Raw genomic sequence first — 18,715 nt, forward strand, 5'->3', positions numbered from 1 at the left:
ATGATGCGCCAACATATGCCCTAAAGGAAGTCTGATCATGACATTCAAGCCAGCCAAGTGGCCTCGCAAATTGCGGTCTCAGGAATGGTTCGGAGGATCGTCGAAAGATGCGATCTATCACCGGTCCTGGATGAAGAATCAGGGCTTGCCTGCGGATTTGCTGGATGGCCGTCCTGTGGTCGGTATCTGCAACACATGGTCTGAACTGACCCCATGCAACGCGCATTTGCGCGATCTGGCCGAAAAGGTGAAATTCGGGATTTACGAGGCAGGTGGTTTTCCGGTGGAATTCCCCGTGTTCTCGCCTGCCGAGAGCAGCCTGCGTCCCACCGCCATGATGTATCGCAACCTCTGTGCGATGGACGTGGAAGAGGCGATCCGCGGCATGTCGATGGACGGTGTTGTGTTGCTTGCGGGCTGTGACAAAACCACGCCTGCCTTGTTGATGGGGGCCGCGTCGGTGGATCTGCCTGCGATCGTTGTGTCGGGTGGCCCGATGTTGAACGGCATGTTCCGTGGTGAACGTGTGGGCTCTGGTACACATTTGTGGAAATTCTCCGAGGCGGTGCGTGCGGGTGAAATGACGGCTGAGGAATTCGTCGAGGCCGAAGCGTCGATGTCCCGCTCACCGGGGTCCTGCAACACAATGGGCACGGCAAGTACGATGGCGTCGATGGCCGAGGCGCTGGGCATGGCGCTATCCGGCAATGCCGCGATCCCTGCGGTGGATAGCCGCCGCCGTGTGATGGCGCATCTGACGGGGCGGCGCATTGTGGATATGGTCAAGGATGATCTGAAACCGTCCGATGTGATGACCAAGCAGGCCTTTGAAAATGCGATCCGGACCAATGCCGCGATTGGCGGGTCCACCAATGCGGTGATCCACCTGCTGGCCATGGCGGGCCGCACCAAAGGCGTTGATCTGACCCTTGATGACTGGGACCGGTTGGGCCGCGATGTGCCCACGATTGTGAACCTGATGCCCTCGGGCAAATACCTGATGGAAGAGTTCTTCTATGCCGGTGGTCTGCCTGTCGTGATCAAGCGATTGGGCGAGGCAGGGCTGTTGCATAAAGACGCGCTGACCGTATCCGGCGGGTCGATGTGGGATGAGGTCAAACACGTCAAGAACTGGAATGAGGATGTAATCCTGCCAGTGGAAAAGGCGCTCACGCAATCGGGCGGTATCGCCGTGTTGCGCGGCAATCTGGCGCCGGGTGGGGCGGTCTTGAAACCCTCAGCAGCCATGCCGGAATTGATGCAACACCGTGGCCGTGCTGTCGTGTTCGAGGATATCGACGACTATAAAGCACGCATCAACGACGATGATCTTGATATTGACGAAACCTGCGTGATGGTTCTGAAAAACTGCGGTCCGCGCGGTTATCCGGGCATGGCAGAGGTGGGTAATATGGGCCTGCCGCCAAAGATACTGAAGAAAGGGATCACCGATATGGTGCGGATTTCGGACGCGCGCATGTCGGGTACGGCCTTTGGCACCGTCGTGCTGCATACGTCGCCCGAGGCGGCTGTCGGTGGCCCGCTCGCCGTGGTGCAGTCGGGTGATATGATTGAGTTGGACGTCGCAGGGCGGCGTTTGCATCTGGATATTTCCGATGACGAACTGGCCGCGCGATTGGCGAAATGGACTGCCGAGAAATCCGGTGCGAACCCGCGGCCGGAAAGCGGCTATGCGATGCTTTACCATGATCGCGTCATGGGGGCCGATACGGGGGCCGATTTTGATTTCCTCGTCGGGCATCGCGGCAATGCTGTCGGCAAAGAGGCGCATTGATGACAGCCATTTGTCTGGTCGGGATCGGCAAAATTGCTGTCGATCAACATGTGCCCGCGATAGGCGGGAGCGCCGATTGGGAACTCGCCGCGACGGTCAGCCGGGCTGGCAGTGTTGATGGCGTGCAATCCTTCACGGATTTTGATCAGATGCTCTCCGAGCGGCCCGATATCCCCGTGATTTCGCTCTGCCTGCCGCCAGTGCCGCGCTATGATTACGCGGCCAAGGCAATCGCAGCGGGCAGGCATGTGATGCTGGAAAAACCCCCGGGTGCGACCTTGGCCGAGGTATATGCGCTGGCCGACATGGCCCATGCGGCGGGGGTATCGCTTTATACCACATGGCACAGCCGGATGGCGAAAGGCGTGGCGCCCGCCAAGGCATGGCTTGCGGATAAAACCGTGACCGGCGTTCATATCTGCTGGAAAGAGGACGTGCGGCGCTGGCATCCGGGGCAGGACTGGGTCTTTGCGCCCGGCGGCATGGGGGTGTTTGATCCGGGCAGTAATGCGCTGTCAATCATCACGGAAATCCTGCCGATGCCGATCCACTTGCGGTCGGCTGAACTGTTTTTCCCCGAGAACCGCGACACGCCGATTGCGGCGCATATGCAATGGACACAAAATGTGACGGGTGATTTTGACTGGCGTCAGGAGGGCCCGCAAAGCTGGGACATTACGGTGGAAACGACCACCGGCACGCTCTCACTCCATGATGGGGGTGCGCGGCTGTTGATTGATGGCAATGAGGTCGCGGCGGGGGCAGATCGTGAGTATCCCGCGCTCTATGACCGGATGGCGGAATTGGTCAAAACAAATGCATCCGAGGTGGATTTGTCACCGATGCTGCATGTGGCGGATGCGCTGACACTTGGCAAACGCAATGTGGTCGCAGCTTTCCACTTTTAGCGTAACCTTATGATTTTCCATGTCTAATCAAACTTCCGCCGGAGGCATCCTGCCCGTGCGAAAGGCGTCGGCGTCTGTTTTCATAAACTGCCAAAAATTTACCATTTGATAAAAAATAAAACTGTGGCAGGCTGCTGGTGAGAAGCCAGATCAGGATTGCACCATGTCCAGCCCCATGACCCCCGGAATTGTCGCCGCGCGTCTGCCCGCCGAAATACTTGACGAGAACTTTGGCGATCTACATGCGCCCTTTACGCCCCATGAGGCGGCGGTTGCTGCGGATCGTTGTTATTTCTGTCATGACGCCCCGTGCGTGACGGCCTGCCCGACCGATATTGATATCCCGCTTTTCATCCGCCAGATCAGCACTGGAACGCCAGAAGCGGCGGGTAAGACCATTTTTGACCAGAATATTCTCGGTGGCATGTGTGCCCGCGTCTGTCCGACCGAAGACCTTTGCGAACAGGCCTGCGTGCGTGAAATGGCCGAGGGCAAGCCGGTCGAGATCGGGCGCCTGCAGCGTCATGCCACCGATACGCTGATGGCGAAACAGCGCCATCCTTATGATCGTGCGCCCGAAACTGGCAAGAAGGTAGCGGTCGTTGGCGCGGGGCCTGCGGGTCTGGCCTGTGCGCACCGCTTGGCGATGCATGGTCACGACGTGACCATCTATGATGCCGAGGCCAAGGCAGGCGGCCTGAACGAATTCGGGATTGCCGCCTATAAATCCACCGATGATTTCGCGGCGCGCGAGGTAGATTGGCTCTTGGGGATCGGCGGGATCACTGTGCAAACGGGGGTGCGCCTGGGTGAAGGTATTTCCCTTGGCGGACTGACCGAGAGCTATGACGCTGTTTTCCTTGGCGTCGGCCTTGGCGGTGTGAATGCGCTGGGCAGTGACGGTGAGGACAAGGACGGTGTCCGCGATGCTGTCGACTTCATCAAAGAACTGCGTCAGGCCAGTGATCTGGCGGCCCTGCCTGTTGGCCGCGATGTGGTGGTGATCGGGGGCGGGATGACCGCTGTCGATGCCGCCGTGCAATCAAAACTGTTGGGCGCGCAGAATGTCACGATTGCCTACAGGCGCGGGCGCGAGGCGATGAGCGCCAGCACCTATGAACAGGATCTAGCCGCGTCAAAAGGGGTGCGGCTGATGTTCAACGCCCAGCCTGTTGCGATCCACGGCAACGGTGCGGTGCGCGAGATCGAACTGGAATACACCACCGACGATGGCAGCGGATTGAAAGGCACCGGCGAGACTGTGCGCCTGCCCGCCGATCAGGTGTTCAAGGCCATTGGCCAGACCCTGACGACTGACGGTGGTCTGGCACTGGCAGGGCGCAAGATTGCTGTGACAGGTGCGGGCCGGACGAGCCAGACAGGTGTCTGGGCCGGTGGGGATTGCGCGACTGGCGGTGACGACCTGACGGTCACGGCTGTCGCAGAAGGCCGCGATGCGGCGATGGATATTCATGCAACCTTGATGGGGAGCAACTAAAATGGCTGATCTGACAACAAACTTTCTGGGCATCAAAAGCCCCAATCCGTTCTGGCTGGCCTCGGCCCCGCCAACAGACAAGGAATACAACGTCCGCCGCGCGTTCGAGGCGGGCTGGGGCGGTGTCGTCTGGAAAACGCTGGGCTCCGAAGGGCCGCCCGTCGTCAACGTCAATGGCCCGCGCTATGGTGCGATCTATGGCGCAGACCGGCGGTTGTTGGGGTTGAACAATATCGAGCTGATCACGGATCGCCCGTTGGAAGTGAACCTTGAAGAAATCACCCGCGTAAAGGCCGATTATCCGGATCGCGCAATGATCGTATCGATCATGGTGCCCTGTGAAGAACAGGCATGGAAAGACATTCTCCCCCGCGTGGCAGCCACTGGTGCAGATGGTATCGAGCTGAACTTTGGCTGTCCGCACGGGATGAGCGAACGGGGTATGGGTGCTGCTGTCGGGCAGGTGCCGGAGTACATCGAAATGGTCACGCGCTGGTGCAAGCAGTATTATGACAAACCGGTGATCGTGAAACTGACGCCGAATATCACGGACGTGCGCAAACCTGCGGCGGCGGCGATGCGCGGTGGGGCCGATGCGGTCAGCCTGATCAATACAATCAACTCGATCACGTCGGTGAACCTCGACACGATGTCGCCCGAACCGTCAATTGACGGCAAAGGATCACACGGCGGCTATTGTGGCCCTGCGGTGAAACCGATTGCCATGTCGATGGTGTCGGAAATTGCGCGCAATCCTGAAACGCATGGTTTGCCCATCAGTGGCATTGGCGGTGTGACCACATGGCGCGATGCGGCTGAATTTATCAGCCTTGGCTGTGGCAATGTGCAGGTGTGTACGGCGGCGATGACCTATGGTTTCAAGATCGTGCAGGAAATGATCAGCGGCCTGTCCCAGTGGATGGATGAGAAGGGCTATACCTCCGTCGAAGAGGTTGTCGGGCGTGCCGTGCCGAACGTGACCGATTGGCAGTATCTGAACCTGAATTACGTGGCCAAGGCCAAGATCAATCAGGACGATTGCATCAAATGCGGGCGCTGTTATGCGGCCTGCGAAGACACCAGTCACCAAGCGATTGCCATGTCCGACGATCGCACGTTCAGTGTGATTGATGCGGAATGCGTGGCTTGTAACCTATGCGTCGATGTCTGCCCGGTTGAGAACTGCATCACGATGGAGGCAATGCAGCCGGGTGAGGTTGATCCGCGCACTGGTAAAGTTGTCGAGAAAGATTATGCGAACTGGACGACGCACCCCAACAATCCGGGTGCTGTCGCGGCGGAATAGGGAACCAGTGCCGTCATCTGCGTGTTGACCCTGCAAAGGAGACACGAAAATGACCAAAGATCATGGCCCTTCGATCAAGGATGACGAAACATATGAAGCGCTGCGCGAAGATGGCGCTTCCAAGGAAAAGGCGGCAAGGATCGCGAACGCACAAGCAAACGATGACCAGTCGCCTTCGGAAAAAGGGGGCAAACAGCCACCCTACGAAGACTGGACACGTGATGCGCTATATGAGCGGGCGCAGGAATTGGACATTGAGGGGCGCAGCGATATGCAGAAAAGTGAACTGATCGCCGCGTTGCGCAATCGCTGAAAACCAAAAAGGCCGCCCGAATGGGGCGGCCTTTCTGCTGATTTACCAGCCATCTTCTGTGATGATGTTCTTGTCATCGACCCCCATGGTCTTCAGCGCATCCCGCACATCGTCGACCATCGCACCCGGTCCGCAGATGTAGAAAGGTTGGTCTGTCTCACCGACCAGTTCCTGCAGCAGTGATTTGTCGATCCGGCCCGAGCGGAGATCAGACTGCTCTGTTTTGCTGACAACAAAGGTCTCGGCAACATTGGGCATGGATTGCCACATGTCCCTAAGAATGATGTCGTCTTCGGATTTATTGGCAAAGATCAACTGCGCCTGTGCCTCGCCTTCCTGCTGCTGTTTGCGCAGGATCGAAATGAACGGTGTGATGCCCGCGCCACCGGCAATGAAAACACCCGGCCCGTGATCGGTGATTGCCCCAAAGGGTGGTGTGGCGCTGACCTGATCGGTCATGCCAAGGTTTGGGATTTCGGCGGTCACACCGTCATGGTCAGGATAGGATTTGATGACAAACTCAAGATGTTTGTCGTTTGGGCGCGACGTCATCGTAAAGGGGCGACCCTCATCCCTGAGACCGTCCTTTTGGATAGAAAGCTCCGTCGCCTGACCCGCCTCAAAGTCGAAACCTTCAGGGCGGTTGAAGGTGAGTCTGTAGGTGTCATGGGTAAGAGGTTCGATCTCTTGCAACGTCAGTGTGTAGGTCATGTGTGATCCTTTCTTTGCAGATCGAACGCATGAACCGCGGTTATGGTTCCACTTTCAGCATGCGTTGAAAAAGGTGATCCAGATGCGTGGCGGCATCCGGGAAAGGATCGCGTTCTCCCAAAACCGCACGCACTTGCACGTCGAAATCGGCGTAGTGCTGTGTCAGCGCCCAAATCGAGAAGATCAGATGATGCGGGTCTATTGCGGCGATTTTCCCCTCATCGGCCCACGCTTTGATGATTTCAGCCTTTTGATCCACGAGCCTTTTGAGGTCGGTCTTCAGAATCTCTTCGATCCGTGGTGCACCTTGTAAAATCTCGTTCGCAAACAGGCGGCTTTCGCGGGGGAAATCGCGGCTCATCGCCAGTTTGCGCTGGGCATAGCCCATGATTTCGGTGATTGGATCACCCGATCCGTCAAGTGCCTTGAGAGGGTCCAGCCATGTCTCAAGCAGACGTTCCAGTAGCGCTGAGTGAATGGCCTCTTTGGAAGGGAAGTAGTAAAGCAGGTTCGGTTTTGACAGGCCCGCCGCATCGGCGATCTGATCCAGCGTTGCCCCCCGAAACCCGTATTGCGAAAAAATATCGAGACCAGCAGAGAGGATCGTCGCGCGATTACGCTGCTGGATACGGGTGGGGGCTTTGGTCATGCCGATCCTTTGCTCAAAATTCAGGCGAAGCCGGGCCGGAATTGCCCAATTTTGCCTGTGATGGGTGCATCTGCCAGTATTTAGCGCAGAGAACTTGACTGATGTAGTCTCTCTGTTAGCGTTATTTTGACCAGTTGGTCAAACCAGAAGAGAGGAGCCTTCATGCCAGCCCCCGGAGAGAACCTGCGCATTAACGGTGAGCGGCTGTGGGACAGCCTGATGGAAATGGCCAAGATCGGCCCCGGTATCGCGGGCGGGAACAACCGCCAGACCCTGACCGATGAGGATAGCGAAGGCCGCCACCTTTTCCAGAGCTGGTGCGAGGCTGCGGGTTGCACCATGGGCGTCGATGAGATCGGCAATATGTTCGCGCGACGCGAGGGGACAGACCCCGATGCGCTACCGGTCTATGTGGGCTCGCATCTGGATACCCAGCCCACGGGTGGGAAATATGATGGCGTTTTGGGTGTACTCGGTGGCCTTGAGGTGATCCGCACGCTGAATGACCTTGATATCAAGACCAAACACCCGATTGTCGTAACAAACTGGACTAATGAGGAGGGCACCCGTTACGCCCCTGCCATGCTGGCCTCGGGTGTTTTTGCGGGCAAGCATGCGCTGGACTGGGCCAATGACCGTGTCGATGCCGATGGCAAACGGTTCGGCGATGAGCTGGAGCGGATCGGCTGGAAGGGCACCGAAAAGGTCGGTGATCGCAAGATGCATGCGTTCTTCGAGCTACATATCGAACAAGGGCCGATTTTGGAGGCCGAAGGCAAGGATATTGGCGTCGTGACCCACGGTCAGGGTCTGCGCTGGATCCAATGCACCGTTACCGGCAAGGAAAGCCATACCGGATCAACGCCGATGCACATGCGCAAGAATGCGGGGCGCGGTTTGGCGCTGATCACCGAACTGGTGCATGAAATCGCGATGAAGAACCAGCCCAATGCGGTGGGTGCGATTGGACATATCGACGTCTATCCCAACAGCCGAAATATCATCCCCGGCAAGGTGGTCTTTACTGTCGATATGCGGACGCATCTACTGGATAAGCTGAACGGTATGGTGGCCGAACTGATGGAGCGTGCGCCAAAGATTTGCGAAGAGATCGGCGTGACATTCGAGGCCGAGATCGTCGGCCAGTTCGACCCGCCCGCTTTCGATGAGGGCTGTGTGAAAGCCGTGCGTGATGCGGCCGAGCGGCTGGGGTATAGCCACATGGATATCGTCTCGGGTGCCGGGCATGATGCCTGCTGGATCAATGATATCTACCCGACGGCAATGGTGATGTGCCCTTGCGTCGACGGGCTCAGCCATAACGAGGCGGAAGAGATTTCACCGGCATGGGCGGCGGCGGGGACGGATGTGCTGTTTCACGCGGTGGTCGAGACGGCGGAGATTGTCGGGTGACGTCAGCTTTCTTCCGTCACTTCATTTATTTTGCGCCAGCTTTTGCACTGATTTCGATCGCAATTGACTTTGTTTTCGGTCCGACATGGCCGCCAGAGTTTCGCGAGATCGCCATTTCGGCTGTCACTGCGGGCCTCGTCTACGCCACATTGAGGATGTTTTGGGGCGGACTCAAAAAAGAAAAGGGGGAACAAGATGACCAAAGTAATTAAGAACGGCACCATCGTCACCGCGGATTTGACCTATAAGGCAGACGTGTTGATCGATGGTGGCAAGATCATCGAGATTGGCCCAAACCTGAAGGGCGACGAGGAACTGGACGCGACCGGATGCTACGTCATGCCGGGCGGGATTGATCCGCATACCCATTTGGAAATGCCTTTCATGGGCACCTATTCGACCGATGATTTCGAAAGCGGAACGCGCGCGGCGCTGTCTGGCGGCACGACAATGGTTGTCGATTTTGCGCTGCCTGCCCCCGGTCAGGGCCTGCATGATGCCTTGCAGATGTGGGACAATAAATCCGGCCGTGCGAACTGCGATTATTCCTTCCACATGGCCGTCACATGGTGGGGCGAGCAGGTATTCAACGAGATGGAAAGCGTGGTCAAGGACCGCGGCATCAACACCTTCAAGCACTTCATGGCCTACAAAGGCGCGCTGATGGTCAATGATGACGAGATGTATGCATCCTTCTCGCGTCTTGCCTCGCTGGGGGCCATTGCGATGGTGCACGCAGAGAATGGTGATGTGGTGGCCGAACTCTCTGCCAAACTGCTGGCCGAGGGCAACACCGGACCCGAGGCTCACGCCTATTCCCGCCCGCCGCAGGTGGAAGGCGAGGCCGCGAACCGTGCCATCATGATTGCGGATATGACTGGTGTGCCGCTCTATATCGTGCATGTGTCCTGCGAAGAGGCGCATGAGGCGATCCGCCGTGCCCGCATGCAGGGTAAACGCGTCTGGGGTGAACCGCTGATCCAGCATCTGACGCTGGATGAGAGTGAGTATTTCAACAAAGACTGGGATCACGCCGCGCGCCGCGTCATGTCACCGCCGTTCCGCAACAAGCAGCATCAGGATAGTCTCTGGGCCGGATTGCAGTCAGGATCTTTGAGCGTTGTGGCCACCGACCACTGCGCCTTTACTACCGAACAGAAACGCTATGGCGTTGGTGACTTCACGAAGATTCCGAATGGCACAGGCGGGCTTGAGGACCGGATGCCGATGCTCTGGACGCATGGTGTGGCCACGGGCCGTTTGACGATGAACGAGTTTGTCGCCGTGACCTCGACCAATATCGCGAAGGTGCTGAATTGCTATCCGCGCAAGGGGGCCGTTCTGGTGGGGGCCGACGCCGATCTGGTGGTCTGGGATCCCGAGAAATCCAAGACGATCACGGCGGGGGCGCAGCAGTCGGCCATCGACTATAACGTATTCGAGGGCAAAGAGGTGAAGGGCCTGCCGCGCTTTACCCTGACGCGCGGGCATGTAGCGATCCATGATGGCGAAGTGCGCACGCAGGAAGGCCACGGTAAATTTGTGAAGCGCGAGCCGAATACGCCGACGAACAAGGCGCTGAGCAAATGGAAAGAGCTGACCGCGCCGCGGCCGGTGGAGCGGACGGGTATTCCGGCGACGGGGGTTTGAATGGATCATCATTCTGACCGTGTCGCGCGGGACAGGCCGGTAGCGCCGTTTGCGATCATTGCGGTACTGGTCGCGGTCGCGTTCATGTACGCCGACGGGTTTTTATCCGCGGCTTTGGTCCTCGTTGCCTTCGGAACGGGGTATTTGCCGTGGGGACGAAAAGCTTTTCCTGCGGCCGCGGATGCCAGACTGTCGCCGATCAGCAAAAGAAAGCAGAGACGCATGGGGCGCGACGCATTGCGCCAGATGTCTGATCCGGACATCGCGCGCCTGTTGGCCATCGTTCAAGGCGGGCGCAAGTTGGAGGCAGTCAAAGAGATGCGTGATATTGGCGGCTTTGAGTTGCGACAGGCCAAAGAGGCGATCGACCTACTTCAGGATTTTGGACAAGACTGGCGTCATGGACCGGATCCAGATTGGCAGCAATGAAAGACAAATCGACTGTGCTAGACAATGTAGTTTTCGCCCGGGAACTGGATCTGACCTTTCAGACCAATGATGGCCCGGTCCATGCGCTCAAGAACGTGAATCTTGATATCGCGAAAGGTGATTTCGTCAGTTTCATCGGCCCGTCTGGCTGTGGCAAGACGACATTCCTGCGTTGTATTGCGGGGCTTGAGCAGCCGACTGGTGGGGAGATATCCGTCAACGGCATGACACCGGATGAGGCGCGCATGGCGCGGGCCTATGGCTATGTGTTTCAGGCGGCTGGGCTTTACCCGTGGCGCACGATTGGTGGCAATATCAAGCTGCCGCTTGAGATCATGGGGTTCGCCAAAGCGGAACAGGCTGAACGGGTGGCGCGGGTGCTGGAGCTGGTTGATCTGGCGGGGTTCGAGAAGAAGTTTCCATGGCAATTGTCGGGGGGGATGCAGCAGCGCGCCTCGATCGCGCGGGCGCTGGCCTTTGATGCGGATATCCTGTTGATGGACGAACCCTTTGGCGCATTGGATGAGATCGTGCGCGATCACCTGAACGAGCAGCTGTTGCAGCTTTGGGCGCGCACCGAAAAGACGATCGGCTTTGTGACCCACTCGATCCCCGAGGCGGTGTATCTGTCGACCAAGATTGTGGTCATGTCGCCGCGTCCGGGACGGATTACCGATGTGATCGAAAGCCCGCTGCCCAAAGAGCGGCCTTTGGATATTCGCGATAGTGCGGAGTTTATCGCGATTGCGCACAGGGTGCGTGACGGGCTGAGGGCAGGCCATGACGATGTGTAGGACCCTCCGGGGGGAGTATTTTTGGCAAGATGATGAGGTGGGCAGGTGAAGTCTGTTCTGCCAGTTCTGACCGTAATCGGGGCGATCCTGTTGTTCTGGATCGTGTCCGTTGTGCCGATGAATATGCATCTGACGGCGGATCTGGCACAGCGGCAGGATATTGTGGTTACACCTGATACGCCTGTGGCGCGGCAGGAGTATTCGGGGATCGGGCTGGCACTGCGCAACCCGCAATTATTTGGCATGACATACACGTTGGACCGTCCGCGTTTGCCCTCGCCCCATCAGGTTGTGGTGGAGATGTGGAATACGATTGCCTTGCAGAACATCACATCGCGGCGGTCACTGGTCTTTCATGGCTGGGTGACATTGTCGGCTACGCTGCTTGGGTTTGTGATCGGGACGGGCCTAGGTGTTCTTTTGGCTGTGGGGATCGTGTATAACCGTGCGATGGATATGAGCGTGATGCCCTGGGCCATTGCCAGCCAGACCATTCCTATTCTGGCCCTTGCGCCGATGATTATTGTGATGATGGGCGCGATCGGCATTCAGGGGCTGTTTCCGAAGGCGGTGATCAGCGCCTATCTGAGTTTCTTTCCTGTCGTCGTGGGCATGGTGAAGGGGCTGCGCAGCCCTGACGGTATGCAGCTTGATCTACTGCGCACCTATTCCGCCAGCCCCGCGCAGGGGTTCTGGAAGCTGCGTTTGCCGGCCTCGGTGCCCTATCTGTTTGCCTCGCTCAAGATCGGCATTTCGGCGTCACTGGTGGGTGCCATTGTGGCCGAATTGCCCACGGGTGCGCGTGCGGGTTTTGGCGCGCGGATGTTGGTGGGGGATCAATACGGGCAGCCGCTGGTCACTTGGGCTGCGCTTTTCGCCGCGGCGTTGACAGCGGCAGCATTGGTGGGGTTTTTCAGCCTGGTTGAACGCTGGACCTTGCGCCGGATGGGGATGCAGGCGGTATGACGGGGACAGCGATTATCAGCGCTTTGGCGCTCTGGGCTGCGGGATGGTTTATCAACGCGCGGTTGGCGAATGGTGCTGCGGCAAAAACCCGTCTGGTCAAGTTACTGGTGCCTGCGATTTTTGGTCTGACACTGCTGATCATGTGGGAGCTTCTGGTGCGCCTGTTAGAGGTCAGCCCGATTATCCTGCCGCCTCCAACGATGATTGCGGAACGGTTTGCAAATGAACTCCCGACGCTCTGGGCAGATTTTGTCCAGACGATCATCAAAGGGGCCATGACGGGGTACGTCATCGGAATGCTGGCGGCCTTTGGCGTGGCAGTCCTAGCAGACCGCTCGGATTTTCTGACACGGGGTATTCTGCCAGTAGGTGGCTTTATGGCGGCCTTGCCGATTGTCGGAATTGCGCCGATTTTCGTCCGTTGGCTGGGGAGCGACTGGCAGTCCAAGGCGGCTGTGGTGGCCGTCATGGTGTTCTTCCCGATCCTTGTGAATACCGTGGCCGGACTACGTGACACAACAGCGATGCAGCGCGATCTGATGCGCACCTATGGCGCGGGCTATTGGCCGACGCTGTTCAAATTGCGCCTGCCTGCGGCGATGCCGTTCATCTTTAACGGGCTTAAAATTGCGACGACTCTGGCGCTGATCGGGGCGATTGTTGCTGAATTTTTCGGCTCCCCTACGGTGGGTATGGGTTTTCGCATATCGACCTCGGTGGGGCGTCTTGCGCTTGATATGGTCTGGGCCGAGATTGTCGTTGCCGCACTGGCCGGAAGTACTCTTTACGGATTGATGGCATGGATTGAGGGGCGGGTGACCTTTTGGCACCCATCGCAACGCAAATAATGAATTGAGCCCCGCAAAGAGGGCATAACAACTGACTAGGAGGTCAAAATGAAAAAGATGATGATGGCAGCGGCGATGGCCGCTGGATTGGGTGGCATGGCCCATGCGGATGCCCACGCCAATGATGTGACACTGCAGTTGCAGTGGGTCACGCAGGCACAGTTTGCGGGATACTATGTGGCGCTCGATCAGGGGTTCTATGAAGAAGAGGGGCTGAATGTAACCATCCTGCCCGGCGGTCCCGATATCGCGCCGCCACAGGTGCTGGCCGGCGGTGGTGCCGATGTGATGTTGAACTGGATGCCATCCGCGCTGGCCGCGCGTGAACGCGGCCTGCCGGTTGTGAATATCGCGCAGCCGTTCAAGACATCGGGTCTGATGCTGACATGCTGGAAAGACACCGGCATCGAAACGGTCGAGGATTTCCGCGGCAAGACGATTGGCGTGTGGTTCTTTGGCAATGAATACCCGTTCCTAAGCTGGATGAGCCAGGCCGGTATCCCCACCGATGGTGGCGATGAGGGCGTGACAGTCCTGCGGCAGGGTTTCAACGTTGACCCGCTTTTGAACCGTGAGGCGGATTGTATTTCGACCATGACCTATAACGAATACGGTCAGGTGCTCGATGCAGGTGTGTCCGAAGATGAGCTGGTGACATTCATGTATGAGGACCAAGGGGTCGCCACGCTTGAGGACGGCATCTATGCGCTGGAAGAGAACCTCGAAGATCCGGTCTTTGTCGACAAGATGGTGCGCTTTGTCCGCGCTTCGATGAAGGGGTGGAAATGGGCCGAGGAAAACCCGGTTGAGGCCGCAGGTATCGTTCTGGATAACGACGAAACCGGCGCACAATCCGAGGCGGCACAAATTCGCATGATGGGCGAAATTGCCAAGCTGACCGCAGGGTCCAACGGCGCGCTTGATCCGGCGGATTTCCAGCGCACGGTTGATACGCTTTTGGCAGGTGGTTCTGATCCGGTGATTTCTGCACAGCCTGAAGGCGCGTGGACCAGTGCGATTACAGATGCTGCCTTGAACTAAGCGTACGCTGTCCCGGTATTGATCCGGGAGATTGCGATAATGAAAGGCTCCGTGCGGTGCACGGGGCCTTTTTCTATTCGTTTTACAGCACAGAACTGTGGGTTACGCCCACCCTACGCAGGGTAATCTGGACGCGAAGCAGCCACTTCCCATCTGTGCACCCTGACCACATCCCCTCGCGTTACCTGTGCCCCTTTCACGCGAACTTGAAGTGCGGGACAATCCGGCGCGTTCGGATTGTGTGTTTGATGTGCTATGTTCTTGGCATGATTTGCTGACGGGAGACCTGTTATGACCAAAGGATTGATTACGCGTCGCCATGCGGTGGCTCTTGGTACGGCTGCGTTTGTCGCCCCCGCCACAGGGCTCTTGTCACCAGCACAGGCTGCCGGCCTTGCCCCGACCCCCACCATGCGGGGTGGCGCGAACAACTATCGTCCGAAGGCCCCAATTGTGGACCGTATCGGCGGCGGTGGTTTCTGGATGGCAGGGACCGTCAGGCGCACTGGCGATGGGGCGCCGTTGGCGGGCCAGCGCATTCAGGTGTGGGCACATACCACCGAAGGCCACGAGCGTGATGCGCATAGCCATGGCGCGACCCTGACGGATGCAGATGGTGTATTCCGCCTCGAGATGCCCCAGATCGTGCCTGCTTTTGGTCAGGCGCACGGGCATCTGGCCTACGACAGCGGCGAATTCAAAACGGTGTTCCTGCGTCCTGTGATGGCAAGCCCCAACGATACAACGCTGCACGTGGATTTCGTGCTGGAACCTGCCTAGGTTGCTGCGCGCCGCGTTGATTTGGGGGGTGCTGGTGTTGGTCCTCTTTGCGCCCGTCTTCGCCGCAGCAAGCAGCCCGCTTTTGCAGTGGCGTGACCCTGTCTACATTTTTGCAGGTCTTGCCGGTGTCGTCGGTATGGCGATGATGCTGGTACAACCTTTGCTGGCGATCGGCGTGCTCCCGGGGGTGTCTGTGCCGGCGTCCCGTCGTCTTCACCGCGCTGTTGGTGTGGGCCTTGTGCTCGCTATTCTGGGCCATGTCATCGGGCTTTGGATCACGAGCCCGCCTGATGTGATTGATGTTCTCCTGCTCCGCTCGCCCACGCCTTTTGCGATCTGGGGTGTTTTGGCGATGTGGGCTGTTTTTGTTGCGGGCCTGTTGGCGGTTCTGCGACCGCGTTTGCCGCTACGGGCTTGGCGTTGGGGGCATACGGCAGCCGTCAGTTTGGCCGCCCTTGGCACAGTGGTGCATGCTTTGCAGATTGTCGGAACAATGGAGATGATCAGCAAAACGGCCCTGTCAGCACTGGTGCTTGCTGTGCTTGCGTGGGCGATTGCGCGGCGCAGGGTCTGGTCCATGGGTCTGCGCCCGCGCAGGCCCTGAAAGACGCCTATTTTCTTTTCCCCAAACGCTTGCCATGATCGCTCGGAAACGAGGGCTGTCATGACTGACCAGAGCTATGATGTGATTGTTGTTGGTGCAGGGCTGATGGGCAGTGCAGCGGCGCGTCATCTTGCTGAAATGGGCGTGAAAACGGCCCTTGTGGGGCCGGATGAACCGGTGGAAAAAGCCACGCATACAGGGGTTTTTGCCAGCCACTACGATCAGGCACGGATCACGCGCAAGATCGACACCCGCAAGAACTGGGCCCGTTTCGCGCAAGAGGCGATTGCGCGCTACCCCGAGATTGCCGCGAAGGGCGCGCAGCCGTTTTATACGCCTGCGGGAGCACTTGTGGCAGGCACGGAAGTGGGCGCAGAGCGCGACTATATTCTGAACGCGCAACGCCATGCGCAGGCGAATGGTGTCGCACACACGCCGTTGCGAGGGGCGGAACTGGCTGCGCGGTTCCCCGCGTTCGCCTTTCCCGAGGGGATCCTTGCGTTGCATGAAGAGACGGACGCAGGCTGGATCAATCCGCGTCTGCATGTGAAGGCCGAGATTACGGCAGCGACCAAGGCGGGTGCTGTGTTGCATCGTGATACGGTCGTGCGGATTTCTGAGGGCGGCGGTGCGGCGCAGGTGCATTGTGCGGGTGGTGCCGTCCTGACCGCCGCCAAGGTGATTGTCGCCTGTGGCGCTTTTTCCAAGGCTGAGGGGCTTTTACCGGACCCGATCCCGATGCGGGTCTATGCCCGTACGATCGCGTTTTTCGAACTGGACGAAGGAGAGGTCACACGTCTGTCGGGGATGCCTTCGGTGATCTACGTCCCACCGGGCCGGTCCGAGGACCCATATATCCTGCCGCCTGTGCTGTATCCTGACGGCAAGACCTATATCAAAATCGGTGGCGATGCGGTGGATACCGAATTGCACAGCGTCGATGATATGATCGCGTGGTTCCGCAGTGGCGGTGATCCTGTGGCGGGTGCGGCGATCTCAGAGATTTTGATCGGGCTGATGCCGGGGCTGAAGTACCGTTCTATTCATTTTGACAGTTGCGCGACGAGCTTTTCGCCTAATGGCAATCCGTTCGTTTATCCGCAGACTGATCATATCATCGCCCTCACTGCAGGGAACGGGGCCGCGGCGAAATGCGCGGATGAGATTGGGCGGCTGGGTGCAATCGTCGCGACGGGTGGTGCGATCCCTGATTATTATGACGGCGCGTTTGCGCCCTAGCCGTTCAGCTCCCGATAGGTTGGGATGATGTCGCCGGGGGCGCTTGTCGCCTCATAGGCTCCGCGCGCGATGGCGCGGGCCAGACAGGTGGCCGCTGCGGCTGCGATCTCGCGGAAATGGGTTTGGTCGACAGGCGTGCCTGCCCCCGTCGAGACGCCAAAGACCAGATCACCATCAAGCGGCGTATGCGACGGAACAATCGCCCGCGCCATGCCGTCGTGGGCGGTGACAGCAAGCCTGTGGCATTGCACTTTGCTGAGCGGTGCATCGGTGGCAACAATCGCGATGGTGGTATTCGCGCCTTGGGTGGCCTGCTGCATCATGGCGTGTTCTTTGCGACTTGGCTCTGATGTCACATGTCCGGCGTTTGGATCCGGCCCTGCGCCGCCAAATTCGCCGTCAATTTCGAAGGGAGCGGCCCAGAAATGTCTGTCACCGGGCGTTGTGACGCTGCCAAGCGCGTTCACCACCACCAATGCCCCCACGGTCGTACCATCAGCCAGCGTCAGAGAGGCAGAGCCAAGCCCGCCCTTTTGCATGGCGGCCATAGCCCCTGTCCCTGCGCCTGCAGTGCCTATCGCAAACTGCTCGGACGCGCTTGTCAGCGCTTCTCGCCCCAAGGCGCGGTAGGGGTTTTCGCCCCAGTCCTTTGCGCCGCCGTTGATCAGATCAAAGATAATCGCCCCTGGCACAATCGGGATGCGGATATCACCGATGGCGAACCCCCGCCTCATCGCGCGCAGTCCGTCCATGACACCCGAACAGGCATCAAGCCCGAAGGCCGAGCCACCCGAGAGCACCAGCGCATCGACCTGTTCGACAGTTTTATCAGGGGCCAAAAGATCGGTTTCTTTGGTCCCCGGTGCACCGCCCATCACATGGACGCTAGCGGTGAAGGGTTTGTCACCCACCAGCACGGTGGTACCGGTCTTGATGTGATCGTCCTGCGCGTTGCCCACGCGCAAACCCGCCACATCAGTGATCAGATTGCGGGGTCCTTTAGATACAGCGGCCACCATCCACCTCCATTGCGACACCGGTGATCATGCTGGCCTCGTCCGAGCAAAGAAAACAGGCGGCATTGCCCATGTCCTCGGGCGTGGAAAAGCGGCCCAGCGGGATGGTCGACAGGAATTTGGCGCGAATTTCCGGCGTGTCCTCGCCCATAAAGGATTTCAACAAAGGCGTATCGCCCGCCACAGGGTTAATCGCGTTCACGCGGACCCCATCCGGGGCCAGTTCCACCGCCATGGTTTTTGTCGCGGTGATCATCCAGCCCTTTGAGGCGTTATACCAATTCAGGCGCGGGCGCGGTGAGACGCCGGCGGTCGAAGCCACGTTGAGGATCGCGCCCCGCTTGCGTTCTTTGAAATGGGGGACAAAGGCGCGGGCGGTCAGGTAGACCGATTTCATGTTCACGGCCATGACACGGTCGAAGTCCTCTTCGCTCACGTCCTCCATCGCGTCGGGCAGATGGGTGATGCCTGCGTTGTTCACAAGGATGTCCAAGGGGCCTTGAGAAAGGATGGCTTTCGCCATGTTAGACACTGATTCCGCGTTTGAGACATCACATTCAACGGCGGTGCCGCTGATTTCATCCGCCACATGCCGAGCACCATCAATATTGAGGTCAGCGACAAAGACACGGCACCCTTCAGCCGCGAATTTGCGCGCGATCCCTGCCCCGAAACCCGAGCCGCCGCCCGTAACAATTGCCGTTTTGCCAGCCAGTCGCATGATATCCCCCTCATTTTCCGGCAGCGTAATGGAC

At 58.6% G+C, this 18,715-nt stretch carries 19 protein-coding genes; 15 read left to right on the forward strand and 4 right to left on the reverse strand.

Translation table 11 applies throughout. From position 1 onward, the window contains the following. The first annotated feature begins 37 nt into the window (after positions 1-37). The 5 genes from araD to B0B09_RS13740 all read left to right on the forward strand — a co-directional run bounded on the left by araD (position 38) and on the right by B0B09_RS13740 (position 5,820). Positions 38-1,795 carry an L-arabinonate dehydratase gene (gene araD, locus B0B09_RS13720; protein ID WP_076660522.1) on the forward strand — a complete coding sequence of 586 codons (1,758 nt, stop codon included), beginning with the start codon at positions 38-40 and terminating at the stop codon, positions 1,793-1,795. Continuing rightward, positions 1,795-2,703 (forward strand): Gfo/Idh/MocA family protein, encoded by a 909-nt coding sequence (locus B0B09_RS13725; protein WP_076660523.1) that lies wholly within the window; start codon positions 1,795-1,797, stop codon positions 2,701-2,703. The genes araD and B0B09_RS13725 overlap by 1 nt, the downstream gene beginning before the upstream one ends. Positions 2,704-2,866: 163 nt before the next feature. Beyond that, positions 2,867-4,201, forward strand: a complete 1,335-nt coding sequence (locus B0B09_RS13730; RefSeq protein WP_055296801.1) for an NAD(P)-dependent oxidoreductase — start codon at positions 2,867-2,869, stop codon at positions 4,199-4,201. 1 nt (position 4,202) lies between these two features. Then, on the forward strand, positions 4,203-5,507 hold the full coding sequence (gene preA, locus B0B09_RS13735) for an NAD-dependent dihydropyrimidine dehydrogenase subunit PreA (protein ID WP_055296803.1): 1,305 nt from the start codon (positions 4,203-4,205) through the stop codon (positions 5,505-5,507). A 49-nt stretch (positions 5,508-5,556) separates the two neighbouring features. Next, positions 5,557-5,820 carry a DUF7218 family protein gene (locus B0B09_RS13740; protein WP_055296805.1) on the forward strand — a complete coding sequence of 88 codons (264 nt, stop codon included), beginning with the start codon at positions 5,557-5,559 and terminating at the stop codon, positions 5,818-5,820. A 42-nt stretch (positions 5,821-5,862) separates the two neighbouring features. Here the strand turns inward: B0B09_RS13740 and B0B09_RS13745 are convergent, their stop codons facing one another. Beyond that, positions 5,863-6,531, reverse strand: a complete 669-nt coding sequence (locus tag B0B09_RS13745; RefSeq protein ID WP_076660524.1) for an FAD-binding oxidoreductase — start codon at positions 6,529-6,531, stop codon at positions 5,863-5,865. A 40-nt stretch (positions 6,532-6,571) separates the two neighbouring features. Further along, entirely contained in the window at positions 6,572-7,180 is a 609-nt protein-coding gene (locus B0B09_RS13750) for a TetR family transcriptional regulator C-terminal domain-containing protein (protein WP_055296809.1), read from the reverse strand. A gap of 162 nt (positions 7,181-7,342) precedes the next feature. On the opposite strand from B0B09_RS13750, the gene B0B09_RS13755 reads away from it, so the two are divergent. The 10 genes from B0B09_RS13755 (at position 7,343) to B0B09_RS13810 (ending at position 16,944) form a co-directional block, all read left to right on the forward strand. Then, positions 7,343-8,593, forward strand: coding sequence for a Zn-dependent hydrolase (locus tag B0B09_RS13755; RefSeq protein ID WP_076660525.1), 1,251 nt, complete (start codon positions 7,343-7,345; stop codon positions 8,591-8,593). Between the two features lie 195 nt (positions 8,594-8,788). Further along, positions 8,789-10,243 carry a dihydropyrimidinase gene (gene hydA, locus B0B09_RS13765; RefSeq protein WP_076660527.1) on the forward strand — a complete coding sequence of 485 codons (1,455 nt, stop codon included), beginning with the start codon at positions 8,789-8,791 and terminating at the stop codon, positions 10,241-10,243. Next, entirely contained in the window at positions 10,244-10,672 is a 429-nt protein-coding gene (locus B0B09_RS17800) for a hypothetical protein (protein ID WP_131825032.1), read from the forward strand. It abuts the gene before it with no gap. Continuing rightward, on the forward strand, positions 10,669-11,466 hold the full coding sequence (locus B0B09_RS13780; protein WP_076660530.1) for an ABC transporter ATP-binding protein: 798 nt from the start codon (positions 10,669-10,671) through the stop codon (positions 11,464-11,466). The genes B0B09_RS17800 and B0B09_RS13780 overlap by 4 nt, the downstream gene beginning before the upstream one ends. A gap of 45 nt (positions 11,467-11,511) precedes the next feature. Beyond that, positions 11,512-12,432: an ABC transporter permease gene (locus B0B09_RS13785; protein WP_076660531.1), complete on the forward strand. Its 921-nt coding sequence runs from the start codon at positions 11,512-11,514 to the stop codon at positions 12,430-12,432. Then, positions 12,429-13,280, forward strand: a complete 852-nt coding sequence (locus B0B09_RS13790; protein WP_076660532.1) for an ABC transporter permease — start codon at positions 12,429-12,431, stop codon at positions 13,278-13,280. Before B0B09_RS13785 ends, B0B09_RS13790 begins: the two co-directional genes overlap by 4 nt. A 48-nt stretch (positions 13,281-13,328) precedes the next feature. Beyond that, positions 13,329-14,321 (forward strand): ABC transporter substrate-binding protein, encoded by a 993-nt coding sequence (locus B0B09_RS13795; protein ID WP_055296826.1) that lies wholly within the window; start codon positions 13,329-13,331, stop codon positions 14,319-14,321. A 291-nt stretch (positions 14,322-14,612) separates the two neighbouring features. Further along, positions 14,613-15,101 (forward strand): peptidase associated/transthyretin-like domain-containing protein, encoded by a 489-nt coding sequence (locus tag B0B09_RS13800; RefSeq protein ID WP_076660533.1) that lies wholly within the window; start codon positions 14,613-14,615, stop codon positions 15,099-15,101. 34 nt (positions 15,102-15,135) lie between these two features. Beyond that, a complete protein-coding gene (locus B0B09_RS13805) occupies positions 15,136-15,705 on the forward strand; it encodes a ferric reductase-like transmembrane domain-containing protein (RefSeq protein ID WP_242654442.1) in 570 nt (189 codons plus the stop codon). A 60-nt stretch (positions 15,706-15,765) separates the two neighbouring features. Beyond that, positions 15,766-16,944 (forward strand): NAD(P)/FAD-dependent oxidoreductase, encoded by a 1,179-nt coding sequence (locus B0B09_RS13810; protein WP_076660535.1) that lies wholly within the window; start codon positions 15,766-15,768, stop codon positions 16,942-16,944. Here B0B09_RS13810 and B0B09_RS13815 read toward each other — a convergent pair. Together B0B09_RS13815 and B0B09_RS13820 are read right to left on the reverse strand one after the other, a co-directional pair. Beyond that, the gene (locus tag B0B09_RS13815; RefSeq protein WP_076660536.1) at positions 16,941-17,963 is read right to left on the reverse strand and encodes a P1 family peptidase; all 1,023 of its coding nucleotides are present in this window, start codon (positions 17,961-17,963) and stop codon (positions 16,941-16,943) included. The two genes, B0B09_RS13810 and B0B09_RS13815, sit on opposite strands and share 4 nt — an antisense overlap. Beyond that, positions 17,944-18,681 carry a glucose 1-dehydrogenase gene (locus tag B0B09_RS13820; RefSeq protein ID WP_076660686.1) on the reverse strand — a complete coding sequence of 246 codons (738 nt, stop codon included), beginning with the start codon at positions 18,679-18,681 and terminating at the stop codon, positions 17,944-17,946. The genes B0B09_RS13815 and B0B09_RS13820 overlap by 20 nt, the downstream gene beginning before the upstream one ends. Positions 18,682-18,715 lie beyond the last annotated feature (34 nt).

The organism is Yoonia rosea, from assembly GCF_900156505.1.
Classification (GTDB): domain Bacteria; phylum Pseudomonadota; class Alphaproteobacteria; order Rhodobacterales; family Rhodobacteraceae; genus Yoonia; species Yoonia rosea.